Genomic DNA, 12,638 nt, shown 5'->3' with positions numbered 1-12,638 from the left:
GAATCCGATGAAGATCGGCTGAGAGCATCGGGTGCAAACCGCTCCTTCACAGGTTCTTCATGCCCCCGGCGGCACGCTCACCGACCATGAGAACCTCACGGAAAGCACTCGCCCTGGTGGCGGTCCTGGCCTTGGCCGGGTGTGGAAACTCCAATGACCCGGGCGCGGCGACCGGTGATCAGAAAAGTGACAAGAGCCCGCTCGCGGAGTACATGGGTGAGGGTTTCGTCAGCTCGGGCGGCGGCGGGATGCGGATGGCGGTCCGGGCCGGCGGCGGAGCCGGGTCGTCCGAGGAGGAGCTGGCCAAGCAGCGCAAGGTCGAGGACGGCACCGCGGCCTGTATGAAGGCGGCCGGGTTCGAATACGTGCCGGTCCCGCCGGAGTCACAGCCGAAGAGCAAGTTCAACGACGCGTTCAACCTGCCGCCGGACAAGTTCGCCGAGCAGTACGGCTATGGCATCAGCACCATCGACTGGTCCAAGGCGGGTGCCGACGACGACAGCAACCCGAACACCAAGATCCGCAACGCCCTGTCGCCGACTGCGCAGAAGGCGTACGACAAGGCGCTGAACGGCCCGAACGCGACCGCCAACGGCGCGATCGTGATCGCTCCCAAGGAGGGGGAGGGGCCCAAGAACAGCGGCAAGATGGACCTCGGCTGCCGGGGTAAGGCCGCCGAGGAGGTCTACGGCAAGGGCGAGGACCGCGAGGCCGAGTTCAAGAAGTACGACAGCCTGTTCAAGGACATCCAGGCGCTGGCGAAACGGATCGAGGACGACCAGCGCGTGGTCGACGCGACCACCGCCTGGGCCGACTGCCTGGCCGAGTCCGGTCAGGCCGGCTACAAGAAGATCGACGAGCCGCGGGAGAAGGTCAACCAGAAGCTGAACGAGCTGACCGGGAACCAGCAGAACGGCAACAGCCCGGGCAAGACCGTGATGGGCCCGCCGTCGTTCGACAAGGTGGACGCGGCCAAGCTCGCCGAACTGCGCAAGTTCGAGATCGACCTCGCGGTGGCCGACCAGAAGTGCCGGGCCAAGGTGTACGACGAGCCGTACAAGACGGTGCAGTACGAGCAGGAGAAGGAGTTCGTCGAGCAGCACAAGGCCGAGCTCGAGGCGTACCGCGACGGAATGGCGAACCGGTGACCGCTTCGCCCAAGTCCCGCCGCCGGGTGCTGGTCGGGGTGTCCGCGGTGGCGGCGGTCTCGCTCGGAGTGGGTGTGGCCGCCGGCAGCCGGATCACCTCGCCGGAGGACGCGGCCGCCAAGACCGCTGCCCCGAAGGCGTCCCAGATCACCGTGCCGGTGGAGAAGAAGGCACTGTCCAGCAAGGTCGTCGGCCGGGGCGACGCGTCCTTCGACGGCGCGGTGAACATCCGGGTCGAGACCAGCGGGCTGACCACGCCGGCGATCGTGACCGGGAAGGTTCCGACGGTCGGGTCGACCATCACCGAGGGCAAGGCGCTGCTGGAGATCACCGGCCGCCCGGTCATCGGCCTGGCCGGCGTACTCCCGATGTATCGGACGCTCTCGCCGGGAAGCAAGGGCCCTGACGTGCTCCAGCTCGAGCAGACGCTGGACCGGCTCGGCCTGGACCCAGGCGATGTCGACGACGAGTACGACGGTGACACCTCGGCGGCGGTCGAGCGGCTCTACGAGGACGCGGGGTACGACGCTCCCGAGCCGGACAAGCAACTCACCCAGGCCGTCGACGCGGCGGAGAAGACTGTGGACCAGATGAAGAATGCGCTCCGGCAGGCGCAGTCCCAGCTGAAGCAGGCCAAAGATGCAGCCAAGGCCGGTGGCAACACTGACACGTCGGTCCAGCAGGGTGCGGTCGACGACGCGGAGGAGAACCTGGCCGACGCGCAGGAGGCGCTGAACGAGGCCGAGTTCAAGGCCGGTACGCCGCTGCCGGTGTCGGAGATCGTCTACGTGAAGACGCTGCCGCGCCGGGTCGACGACGTGAAGGTCGAGCGCGGGGGCACCGTGAACGGCGTGGTCATGTCGGCCAGCGGCGCCTCCCTCGTCGTCACGGTCAAGGTCGACGCGCAGACCGCCGAGCGGCTGAAGGCCGGGATGGCCGCGACCCTCGACCTCGGCGAAGGGACGGCAGTGGCCGGCAAGGTCCGCCGGGTCACCAAGAACGGCGACACGTACGACGTCGTGGTCGCGCCGAACACTCTGACGGCGAAGCAATTGGCGCTGTTCCGCGATGCGAATGTCCGGGTGACGATCCCGGTCAAGAGCACCGCGGGGAAGGTGCTCGCCGTACCGGTGGCCGCGCTGTCGTCCGGACCGGACGGCGGGTCGCGGATCGAGGTACTGCGGGACGGGAAGATCGAGCTGATCCCGGTCACGGTAGGTCTCTCGGCCGACGGCTATGCACAGGTCACACCGAGCGGCGACTCGAAGCTGTCCGAGGGCGACCAAGTGGTGGTCGGACGATGAGCGCGACCGCGGTGGCCCTGCCGGCTCCGGTCGTGGAGATGATCGGCGTACGGCGGTTCTTCCCGGGTCCGCCCGAGGTCCAGGCGATCCGGGAGGTCGACCTGACCATCGGGCAGGGGGAGTACCTCTCGATCGTCGGGCCGTCCGGGTCCGGGAAGTCGACGCTGCTGCATCTGCTCGGGCTGCTGGACAACCCGACCGGTGGCGTCTACCGGCTGGACGGTGTGGACACGATGAGCCTGCGGGAGCGGCGTCGCGCCGTACTGCGGGGTGAGCGGATCGGGTTCGTGTTCCAGTCGTTCCACCTGCTCGACCACCGGACCGTGCTGGAGAACGTGGCGCTCTCGATGGTGTACGTCGGAGTGCCCCGGCGCGAGCGGTTGGCCCGGGCACGGGTGGCCCTGGAGCGGGTCGGGCTCGCGCACCGGATGGACTTCGCGCCGACCACCCTCTCCGGCGGTGAGCGGCAACGGGTCGCGATCGCGCGGGCCCTGGTCGCGGAGCCTAGCCTGCTGCTCGCGGACGAACCGACCGGCAACCTGGACAGCGCCAACGCGGAGGCGATCCTGGAAGTGTTCGACGAGTTGCACCACGAGGGCATGACGCTGGCCGTCATCACCCACGACGCCCACGTCAGCAGCCGCGCCCAACGCCAGGTCCGCATCGTCGACGGAACCCTCCAGTGGTAACCCCCGAAGCAGGCCCCCCGGATCCCGCCGGCGGGCCGTCCACGTCCGCGCGCGGCGGGCTGCCCGCCCGCCGCGCGCGCTCGCGTCTCGCGCTTGCCGCGCTCATCCGCCGCGGCGCCAGCGGCGGACGCCGCCCGGGTGGCGGTCTCCGGCGATCCGCTCCCGCTGTGCGGGATCTTCTGGACGAGGCGTTGGCCGGTGTAGCCGCCAGACCCACCCGGCTGATCCTCACCACCCTCGGCACGGTGCTTGGGATCGCCGCTCTGGTGGGCACGGTCGGCCTCGGGCAGACCGCGTCTGGGCAGATCACTCAGCGGTTCGATCTGGCTGCCGCGACGCGGGTCGTCGTGCAGCCGGAGGAGAAGGGTGGGCAGGAAGGCGAGGCGGCGACTCAGCTTCCCTGGGACGCCCCCGACCGGATCCAGCGGCTGAACGGCGTCGATGCCGCCGGCACCGTGAGCACGCTGGATGTCGGTGACGACCTGGTCCGCAGTGTCGCGGGTCTGGACGGCCAGAAGGACGGGCACGCGCTGAAGGTGATGGCGGGTTCGGCCGGGCTGTTCGACGCGGTGCGCGCGGTACTGCGGACCGGCCGGTTCTTCGACGCCGGTCACGATCAGCGCGCTGACAAGGTGGTTGTCCTCGGCAAGCATGCGGCCGAGCGGCTCGGGATCAACCGGGTCGACGCACAGCCCGCGGTGTTCATCGGTGACGAGCCGTACACGGTGATCGGCATCCTCGACTCCATCACCGGCCGGGCGGAGCTGAACGACGCCGTGATCATGCCGAACGGTGCGGCCAAGACGGCGTACGACCTGGAATCGCCGGACGCGGTCGAGATCCGCACCCAGGTCGGCGCGGCCCAACTGATCGCCGGTCAGGCGCCGGTTGCGATCCAGCCGAACGACCCGAGCACGCTGTCCGTCGACGCTCCGCCGAAGCAGGGCGCCGTACGCAAGGGTGTCGAGTCCGACCTGAACGCGTTGTTCCTGCTGCTCGGTGCGGTCGCGTTGCTCGTCGGCGGTCTCGGCATCGCGAACGTCACCTTGCTGTCGGTGCTCGAACGCATCTCCGAGATCGGGCTCCGTCGAGCTCTGGGCGCCGCGCGAAGACACGTGGCCGTGCAGTTCCTGGTGGAGAGCGTGATCGTGGGGTTCCTCGGTGGCCTGCTCGGTACGGCGGTCGGCGTACTGCTCACCGTGGGGGTGTCGTGGATGCGGGACTGGACACCCATCCTGGACAACCGGCTCGCGTTCGGGTCACCCCTGCTGGGTGCGTTCATCGGCCTGGTCGCCGGTACGTACCCCGCGTGGAAGGCCTCCGCCATCCAGCCCATCACCGCGCTCCGCGGCACCTGACCCGTCCCGGCTGAGTCGTGCGTACACCACCCCGCTGACGACGAAGCCGAGCACGATGAAGGCGAGGACCGCGTACGACTTCCCGTCGTCGGGCAGGATCAACGCGCCGAGTGCGGCCGCGGAGACCTGCCCGACGTTGAAGATCATGTCGTAGAGCGAGAACACCCGGCCGCGGTAGACGTCGTCGACACCCGTCTGGACGAGGGTGTCGACGCTGATCTTCACACCCTGAGCGCAGAAACCGGTGAGGAAGCCGGCGACGATGATCGCTGGCTGGGTGTAGAGCCCGCCGGGCATCGCCGTCACCACCGCTGCGGCGAAGAACAGCAGCGTGATCCACTGCCTCAGCGCCATCACCCGGGTCGCCCACGGGGTGACCAGCGCGGCGAGGAACAGGCCGGCTCCGACCGCGCCGGTCGCGACGGCGAGTGCCGCGAAGGCCTCGTCGAGGCGGTCGGGGCCGTAGAAGTGGTTGCGATACAGCAGGATCATCGCGACGGTGACGAGGCCGAAGAGGAACCGCAGCGAGCCGATCGCGGCAAGCCCGAGCGCGGCCTGCTTGCGCTGCCTCAGGTGCCGTCCGCCGTCGACCAGGCCCTTCGCGATGGACCCGATCGCCTCGAGCACACCGGGCTCGTCGCCGTTCAGATCCGGGCCGAGTTGGTTGCGCCCGAGTCTGAGGGCGAGCAGAGCGGCCGCGGTGTAGACGAGGACGGTCAGACCGAGTACGGCGAGGTCGGAGTCGGCGATCAGCTTCACCCCGGCCCCGACACCGCCGCCGATGAGGAAGGACGCCGTACCCGAGGTCGGGGTGACGGCGTTCGCCATCACCAGTTCGTCCCGCTCGACCACGTGCGGCAGACCGGCGGACAGCCCGGACAGCAGGAACCGGTTAACCCCGAGCGTCAGCAGTACGGCGAGGTAGAACAGGACTCCCGCGTTGCCGATCGCAACGATGAAGCCGATCCCGATGACGAGTGCGGCCCGGGTGAGGTTGGCCCCGAACAGGATCTGCCGCCGCGACCACCGGTCCAGCAGTACGCCGGTGAACGGCCCGAGGATCGAGTACGGCAACAACGCGACCGCGAACAGTCCGGCGATCGCCGCCGCGTCCGGCGCCCGCTCCGGCGAGAACAGCACGTACGACGCCAGCGCGACCTGGAACACCCCGTCGCCGAACTGCGACGTCAGCCGGACCGCGAACAACCGCCGGAAATCACCACGCCGCAGCAGCGTCGTCAGATCCCGGATGAACCGCACGCCCGCAGCCTAACCGCCAGGGCCTGAGTACCGGGGCTGCCGGCGTCAGGCGGTCTGGCGGGCGGCTTGGCGGGCGCGGAGGCGGTCGCGTTGCTCGACGAACCGGGACGCCTGGGCGTCGAGGCCGGTCATGAACTCGGCGAGTTCGTCGCGGGCCTGGGCGCCGTCGCCGGAGAGGTCCTCGCGGTCGAAGACCTTCCACATCCGCAGGATCGGCGCGACGACCTCGTCGTGGTGCAGACGCAGGTCGTAGATGCCGGCCTTGGCGATCGTCACCGAGTTGCGGGCGAACCCGTCCATCGTCGCGCCCGGCATCGAGAAGTCCTTCACCTCGTTGGTGACCGCTCGCATGGTCTCGTTCGGGGCCGTCTCGAAGGCCGCGGAGACCAGGTTCCGGTAGAAGATCATGTGCAGGTTCTCGTCGGTCGCGATCCGGGCCAGCAGTTGGTCCGCGATCGGGCAGCCGGTGGCCTTGCCGGTGTTGCGGTGCGAGACGCGGGTGGCGAGCTCCTGGAAGCTGACGTACGCGATCGCCTCGAGCATGTTCTTCTCGACGACGTGACCGGCGGTCATGTGCGCCATCCGGGCGGTCTCGAGCTCGACCGGGTCCACCCCGCGGGTGACCACGAGATAGTCACGCAGCGCGATCCCGTGCCGGCCCTCCTCGGCGGTCCACCGGCCGACCCAGGTGCCCCACGGGCCGTCGAGCCCGAACTGGGTGGCGATCTCCCGGTGATACGAGGGCAGGTTGTCCTCGGTCAGGAGGTTGGTGATCATCGCGACCTTCGCGACCGGGTCCAGCCGGGACTGCTCCGGCGCCCAGTCCTCACCCCCCAGGAAAGCGAAGTCGCGGCCCTCGCTCCACGGCACGTAGTCGTGCGGATTCCAGTCCTTGGTGATGGACAGGTGTCGTTCGAGATTCTGCTCGACCACGGGTTCCAGCTCGTGCAGCAGATTCGTCACCAGCTTGTCGGTCACGGAATCTCCTTCCTAGGGGATTCCCACCTACCCTACGGCACCGTAAGTTACGCCACCGTAGGTTCGGGGTGTCGAGGGCCGACGATCAGTCCTCCGTCGCGCGGTGTAGTCGTTCGGATGCGGTGTTGCCGCGTTGGTTGACCGGGACGACGCCGGCGACCTTGCCCAGGCCGATCAGTGGCATGTTGCCGTAGATGGTTTCGGTGTTTCCGGCCGGTACGACGTACGTCTCGTGCCACATCCCGGAGGCGCCGCTCGTGAACGACTGCCGGAAGTAGTCGAGCCAGGCCGGCCGGTGGGTGCGTCCGTCGTCGTTCGCGAACGCCTGCAGTTTCTCCACCGACTCCCAGTACTGGATCATCGTGACTCCGCGCCAGGTCGGGAATGAGCGGAAGCCGAGCAGGCCGCTCTCCGGATCCTTCGAGAGCTCCCGAAGCATCGGCGACATCGCCCGCACCACCGGGAGCCACTGCCGCACCGCCCGCAGTGAGTTGATCCGCGTTCCGATCAGGAACACCACCAGATCTCCGTCGTACGACGCCGTGTGCCGCCCCTCGATCACACTCATCTGCCTCACCCCTCAGCTCGTCAGATAGTCAGCCAAGACCAGCGGATGGCGGAGCATCGGGAAGTGCGCCCCCGGCACCTCGTCCGGCGCGAACCCCAACCGCTCCCGCGTCACCCGCCTCATGAAGTCTGCCGGGAACAACAGGTCGTCCAGCCCGATCACCGCTCGGGTCCGAACGTCCGGCCACTGCTCTATTGCACACGGGTCGTCCATCGGCCCGTCGCTCTGCTCCCGCAACTGCCGCCGAGCCTCGGCCGCGAAGTCGGCCGGCAGGTCGTGGAAGAACGTGTCGGTGTCGTCCCCGACCCAGTCGTAACCGGTGTTGTCCCACCAGTCCGAGATGCGCTCACCCGGCGCCGGCACCATCGCCGCCACCAGCACGAACTCCCGCACCGGCAGCCGCTCGCACACCATCGCCCCGGTGAAACCACCCAGCGAATGCGCCGTCACCACGACCTCGTCCCCATCAGGTACGGCGTCCAGCACGGTCTCGACGTACTCCGGCAACCCCGCGGACGGATCGTCACACGGGAGGTCGACCGCGATCACCTCGTGACCGCGGCGGCGCAGTTCGTCCGTCACCGGATGCCAGTGCCACGACGTGCAGCCGCCACCCGGGATCAGGACAAATCTCATGCCGATCACCTTATGGTGGGCCGATGGACCGGAGTTCTTTTCCGCACTTTCTGGGGATCACGTTGCGGTGGAAGGACAACGACGTCTACGGGCACGTGAACAACGTCGAGTACTACAGCTTCTTCGACACCGTGATCAACGACTTCCTGATCCGGGTCGGTGGGCTCGACATCCACCGCGGTGAGGTGATCGGGCTGTGCGTCGACTCGCAGTGCACCTTCAAGGATTCGCTCGAGTTCCCCGGGACCGTCGACGCGGGGCTGCGGGCCGGCCAGTTGGGGAACTCGAGTGTGCGCTACGAGATCGGCCTGTTCCGCGAGGGCTCGGACGAGCCGGCCGCGACTGGCCGGTTCGTGCACGTGTTCGTCGGCCGGGAGGACCGTCGCCCGGTCCCCGTTCCGGATCGCATCCGCGAGGCACTCGAAGGGATCACAGGATGATCGTGCGCGGCGCCGTACTGCGGGAGATGGGCCTGCCCGGCCCGTACGCCGAGTCACGCCCGCTGCGGATCGAGGAGATCGAGCTGGCACCGCCCGGACCGGGTGAGCTGCTGGTCCGGATCCGGGCTGCCGGGCTGTGTCACTCCGACCTGTCCGTCATCGACGGTTCGCGGCCGCGCGTGATGCCGATGCTGCTCGGCCACGAAGCCACCGGCGAGGTCGTCGCGTCGGAGGCGCCTGGGTTCGGGCCCGGTGACACGGTCGCTTTCGCCTTCGTCCCAGCCTGCGGCGAGTGCGGACCGTGTGCCGAGGGCCGGGCCGCGTTGTGCGAGCCGGGCGCCGCCGCCAACACGGCCGGCACGCTGCTGAACGGCGTACGACGGCTGGACGGGGTGCATCACCATCTCGGGGTGTCCGGGTTCGCCGACCATGCGGTGGTGTCGGCACGGTCGGCGGTGAAGATCGACCCGTCGCTGCCGCCGGAGATCGCGGCGCTGTTCGGCTGCGCGGTGATGACCGGCGTCGGCGCTGTGGTGAACACCGCCCAGGTCCGGGCCGGCCGGAGCGCGGTCGTCTTCGGTCTCGGCGGGGTCGGATTGTCGGCGCTCCTCGGCGCGGTCCTGGTCGGTGCGCATCCGGTGGTCGCGGTCGACGTCGTACCGTCGAAGCTGGAGCTGGCGCGGTCTCTCGGTGCCACCCACGCGATCGATGCCCGCGACAACGACGCGGTGGACCAAGTGCGCGAGGCAACGTCAGGCGGCGCCGACTACGCCTTCGAGACGGTCGGGAGCGGGAAGGTGCTCGAGCAGGCGTACGCCGCCACCCGTCGCGGCGGCACCACTGTGACCGTCGGCCTGCCGCATCCGTCGCAGGCGTTCAGCATCCCCGCGGTCAGCCTGGTCGCCGAAGAACGCACGGTGAAGGGCTCCTACCTCGGCTCGTCGATCCCCAGCCGGGACATCCCGCGCTACATCGCGCTCTATCGGGCCGGCCGCCTCCCCGTCGACCGGCTGCTCACCTCGACCGTCGGGCTCGACGACCTCAACGAGGCGTTCGACCGGCTGGCCGCCGGTACGTCGATCCGTCAGGTGCTGCTGCTCTGACGGTTCTCGGCGGCCTTGACGAACGTCTGCGCCTCACGGGCGCGCGCCTCGGGAGTGAACTCGTCACCGAAGTCGTCCGCGGTCGCGACCTGCCGGATCTCCAGCCGGCCGGTGTTGCCGTCGTCGGCGGCCAGGCAGCGCCAGCCCCACTCCATCGCCTCCTCGCGGGAGGCGACCTCGATCAGGCAGAACCCCGCGATCAGTTCCTTGGTCTCGGCGAACGGTCCGTCCACGACCCGCTGCTTGCCGCTGTTGAGCTCCATCCGGAAGCCCTTCGAACTCGGCAGCAGCCCCTCACCGGCGAGCAGGACGCCCTTCTCGGCCATCTCCGACATCACCAGAGTCATCTCGGTGAGAGACTTCTCGCTCGGCTGCTCCCAGGCCTCGGACTGGTCGCTGGCCTTGAACATCATCATGAACCGCATCGGATCTCCCCTCATGGAGTCCCCATCATGTCCCAGCAGCGGGCCGGTGGACGCGGCGCAGACGCAGGTTAATTCCGCGGAAAAGTATTCCCACCCGGACAACCATCGGGCAGGCTACGCACAGTGCGGAACCGCCCACCGCACGTGAGGCATGTCACAAGTGAGGCGTAGGAGTCCCTGAGGAGGACCCCCTAATGCACACCCGTTTCCGCCGCACCGGTGCGCTCGTCGGCGCCGGAGCCGTTGTCTTCGGTGCGCTGGCCATTACCACCACCGTGGCCGGCAACCAGGCCGACGCCCAGCAAGCCGTCCCCACCCCGATCGACCAGCTCCTCGGTCAGGAGCTCCAGGGTCAGAGCGCGCTCGGCAAGGTCGAGTCCCGGCTCGCCGAGCTGTCCGAGCGCAACGGCATCCCCGCCGCGAAGCTGCAGCAGATCCTGGCCACCGACAAGACCAGCTGGCTGGACAAGGACGGCAAGCTCTTCTACCGCGAGCCTGTCTCCGGGACCAAGCAGGCCGCGGCGCCGTCCCCGCGCTGGGCCACCAAGGCCGTCGCCGCCGCCACCGGTCCGGCCTTCGAGCTGCACAGCAAGCCGGGCTCCAACCGGGTCATCTACCTGGACTTCGACGGCCACACCATCACCGGTACGGCGTGGAACACCAACGGCAAGCCCGCCACCGTGAACGTCACGCCGTACGACACCAACGGCAACACCAGCACGTGGAGCACGGCCGAGCAGGACGTCGTACGCGATGTCTGGGCGCGGGTGGCCGAGGACTACGCGCCGTTCGACGTGGACGTCACCACTCAGGCGCCGACGCAGGCTGCGATCACCCGGTCCGGGTCGTCCGACCAGCAGTACGGCACCCGGGTGCTGATCGACCCGACCACCTGGTACCAGTCCGGCTGTGGCTGCGGCGGTGTCGCGTACGTCGGTGTGTACGACAACACCAGCAACCACGCGTACTACCAGCCGGCCCTGGTCTTCACCAAGGGCGTCGGCACCGGTGCGAAGAACATCGCCGAGGCCGCCTCCCACGAGGCCGGCCACAACATCGGTCTCAGCCACGACGGTACGGCGTCCGTCGGCTACTACCAGGGTCACGGCGCCTGGGCCCCGATCATGGGTGTCGGCTACTCCAAGGCGATCAGCCAGTGGAGCAAGGGCGAGTACACCGGTGCCAACAACAAGGAAGACGACTTCGCAGTGGCCGGCCAGAACGGCTTGGCGCTGCGGGCCGACGACCACGGCAACGGCACGAGCGACGCCACCGCCCTCACCCTCGGGACCACCGTGAGCGGTGTCTACGCGAATGACTCCGACGTCGACACGTTCCGGATCGACCTGTCGGCCGGCACCTTCACCTTCGCGGCCAACGCGGCCGCGTCCGGCGCCGATCTGGACATCAAGCTGCAGTTGCTGAACTCCTCCGGCGCCGTCGTCGCCACCGCCGACCCGGCCGCGGGCCAGTCGAACTCGTCGACGCCGACCGGCCTGAGCGCGAGCATCAGCCGTCAGGTCACCGCCGGGCGGTACTACCTGCGGGTCGAGAACACCGGCTACGGCAGCCCGCTGAACACCGGCTACTCCACCTACGGCAGCCGCGGCGCCTACACGGTCCGCGTCAGCTGACACATCTGAACTGCCCGGGGCCGTCGTTCCCACCGAGATCGACGGCCCCGGGTCTTTGTGGGGGGAATCCTGTGAGGAGATCCCGTTGAACCGCACTTTCCGCCGCACCCGCACCGGTGCGCTCGCCTGCGCCGGTGCCGTCGTGTTCGGAGGACTGGCCGTTGCGGCCGGCACCCAGGCCGACGCCCAGCAAACCCCGATCGACTCACTCCTACGCAGCAGGCCGAGGCGCCGTCACCGCGCTGGGCCACCGAAGCCGTTGCCGCCGCCACCGGTCCGGCCTTCGAGCTGCACAGCAAGCCTGGCTCGAACCGCGTGATCTACCTGGACTTCGACGGCCACACCATCACCGGTACGGCGTGGAACGCGTCCAAGGGTGTCGACCCGGTGAACGTGTCGGCCTACGACACCGACGGCGATCCGGCGACATTCAGTACCGCGGAGCAGGACGTCGTACATGAAGTGTGGGCGCGGGTTGCGGAGGACTACGCCGCCTTCGATGTGGATGTCACTACGCAGGAGCCGCCGCAGGAGGCGATCGACCGAGCCGGTGCGGCCGACGAGCAGTACGGAACGCGCGTGCTGATCGACCCTGACACCTGGTACCAGTCCGGCTGTGGCTGCGGCGGTGTCGCGTACGTCGGTGTGTACGACCGGACCACCCAGCACGACTACTACCAGCCGGCACTGGTATTCACGAAGGGCGTCGGCACCGGTGCGAAGAACCTCGCCGAAGCCGCGTCGCACGAGGCCGGTCACAACGTCGGCCTCGGTCACGACGGCACCGCGTCGACGTCGGGGCTGGCGGCAACTACACCGCGGCCGCGAGCGCCGCGGCGACCGTTGGCAACCTCGACATCAAGCTGGACCTGCTGGACAGCTCGGGCGCGGTCGTTGCCTCAGCCGACCCAGCCTCAGGCCAGAGTGACGCCGGTACGCCGACCGGCCTGGGCGCGAGTGTTACCAGCGCTCTCCAGCCGGGTACGTACTACCTGCGGGTCGACAACGTCGGCTACGGCGACCCGCTGAACACCGGCTACTCCACCTACGGCAGCCGCGGGGCGTACAGCCTCACCGTCGCGCCGTCCTGATCCC

The 12,638-nt window shown here is 68.9% G+C and carries 13 protein-coding genes and 1 pseudogene; 9 read left to right on the top strand and 5 right to left on the bottom strand.

All coding sequences use genetic code 11. The features are described 5' to 3' along the window. Positions 1–86 precede the first annotated feature (86 nt). The 4 genes from ACGFIF_RS35300 (at position 87) to ACGFIF_RS35285 (ending at position 4,499) form a co-directional block, all read left to right on the top strand. Complete coding sequence (locus ACGFIF_RS35300; RefSeq protein ID WP_393160441.1) at positions 87–1,148, top strand: hypothetical protein; 1,062 nt, start codon at positions 87–89, stop codon at positions 1,146–1,148. After that, on the top strand, positions 1,145–2,452 hold the full coding sequence (locus ACGFIF_RS35295) for a peptidoglycan-binding protein (RefSeq protein ID WP_393160440.1): 1,308 nt from the start codon (positions 1,145–1,147) through the stop codon (positions 2,450–2,452). The genes ACGFIF_RS35300 and ACGFIF_RS35295 overlap by 4 nt, the downstream gene beginning before the upstream one ends. Beyond that, the gene (locus tag ACGFIF_RS35290; RefSeq protein WP_393160439.1) at positions 2,449–3,141 is read left to right on the top strand and encodes an ABC transporter ATP-binding protein; all 693 of its coding nucleotides are present in this window, start codon (positions 2,449–2,451) and stop codon (positions 3,139–3,141) included. The genes ACGFIF_RS35295 and ACGFIF_RS35290 overlap by 4 nt, the downstream gene beginning before the upstream one ends. Positions 3,142–3,308: 167 nt before the next feature. Then, a complete protein-coding gene (locus ACGFIF_RS35285) occupies positions 3,309–4,499 on the top strand; it encodes an ABC transporter permease (protein ID WP_393160438.1) in 1,191 nt (396 codons plus the stop codon). On the opposite strand, the gene ACGFIF_RS35280 is transcribed toward ACGFIF_RS35285, so the two are convergent. The 4 genes from ACGFIF_RS35280 to ACGFIF_RS35265 all read right to left on the bottom strand — a co-directional run bounded on the left by ACGFIF_RS35280 (position 4,401) and on the right by ACGFIF_RS35265 (position 7,941). Beyond that, entirely contained in the window at positions 4,401–5,759 is a 1,359-nt protein-coding gene (locus tag ACGFIF_RS35280) for an MFS transporter (protein WP_393160437.1), read from the bottom strand. The genes ACGFIF_RS35285 and ACGFIF_RS35280 overlap by 99 nt on opposite strands. A gap of 45 nt (positions 5,760–5,804) precedes the next feature. Beyond that, positions 5,805–6,737 carry an acyl-ACP desaturase gene (locus ACGFIF_RS35275; protein WP_393160436.1) on the bottom strand — a complete coding sequence of 311 codons (933 nt, stop codon included), beginning with the start codon at positions 6,735–6,737 and terminating at the stop codon, positions 5,805–5,807. Positions 6,738–6,822: 85 nt separating this feature from the next. Then, positions 6,823–7,305 (bottom strand): DUF4188 domain-containing protein, encoded by a 483-nt coding sequence (locus ACGFIF_RS35270; RefSeq protein ID WP_393160435.1) that lies wholly within the window; start codon positions 7,303–7,305, stop codon positions 6,823–6,825. Between the two features lie 12 nt (positions 7,306–7,317). After that, positions 7,318–7,941, bottom strand: a complete 624-nt coding sequence (locus ACGFIF_RS35265) for an alpha/beta fold hydrolase (RefSeq protein ID WP_393160434.1) — start codon at positions 7,939–7,941, stop codon at positions 7,318–7,320. A gap of 23 nt (positions 7,942–7,964) precedes the next feature. On the opposite strand from ACGFIF_RS35265, the gene ACGFIF_RS35260 reads away from it, so the two are divergent. Both ACGFIF_RS35260 and ACGFIF_RS35255 read left to right on the top strand, forming a co-directional pair. Further along, on the top strand, positions 7,965–8,381 hold the full coding sequence (locus tag ACGFIF_RS35260; protein WP_393160433.1) for an acyl-CoA thioesterase: 417 nt from the start codon (positions 7,965–7,967) through the stop codon (positions 8,379–8,381). Beyond that, complete coding sequence (locus ACGFIF_RS35255; RefSeq protein ID WP_393160432.1) at positions 8,378–9,484, top strand: zinc-dependent alcohol dehydrogenase family protein; 1,107 nt, start codon at positions 8,378–8,380, stop codon at positions 9,482–9,484. The genes ACGFIF_RS35260 and ACGFIF_RS35255 overlap by 4 nt, the downstream gene beginning before the upstream one ends. On the opposite strand, the gene ACGFIF_RS35250 is transcribed toward ACGFIF_RS35255, so the two are convergent. Beyond that, positions 9,466–9,909 carry a YciI family protein gene (locus ACGFIF_RS35250; RefSeq protein ID WP_393160431.1) on the bottom strand — a complete coding sequence of 148 codons (444 nt, stop codon included), beginning with the start codon at positions 9,907–9,909 and terminating at the stop codon, positions 9,466–9,468. The two genes, ACGFIF_RS35255 and ACGFIF_RS35250, sit on opposite strands and share 19 nt — an antisense overlap. Positions 9,910–10,103: 194 nt before the next feature. Between ACGFIF_RS35250 and ACGFIF_RS35245 the strand changes: the two genes are divergently transcribed. The 3 genes and pseudogenes from ACGFIF_RS35245 to ACGFIF_RS35235 all read left to right on the top strand — a co-directional run bounded on the left by ACGFIF_RS35245 (position 10,104) and on the right by ACGFIF_RS35235 (position 12,634). Continuing rightward, positions 10,104–11,543: a pre-peptidase C-terminal domain-containing protein gene (locus ACGFIF_RS35245; RefSeq protein ID WP_393160430.1), complete on the top strand. Its 1,440-nt coding sequence runs from the start codon at positions 10,104–10,106 to the stop codon at positions 11,541–11,543. A gap of 315 nt (positions 11,544–11,858) precedes the next feature. After that, positions 11,859–12,293: pseudogene (locus ACGFIF_RS35240) on the top strand (hypothetical protein); the annotation flags it as partial. After that, positions 12,236–12,634, top strand: coding sequence for a pre-peptidase C-terminal domain-containing protein (locus tag ACGFIF_RS35235; protein WP_393160754.1), 399 nt, complete (start codon positions 12,236–12,238; stop codon positions 12,632–12,634). The pseudogene ACGFIF_RS35240 and the gene ACGFIF_RS35235, both read left to right, overlap by 58 nt. Positions 12,635–12,638 lie beyond the last annotated feature (4 nt).

This window comes from Kribbella sp. NPDC049174, assembly GCF_043197365.1.
Taxonomy (GTDB): domain Bacteria; phylum Actinomycetota; class Actinomycetes; order Propionibacteriales; family Kribbellaceae; genus Kribbella.
This window is presented reverse-complemented; position numbering and strand designations above follow the sequence as displayed.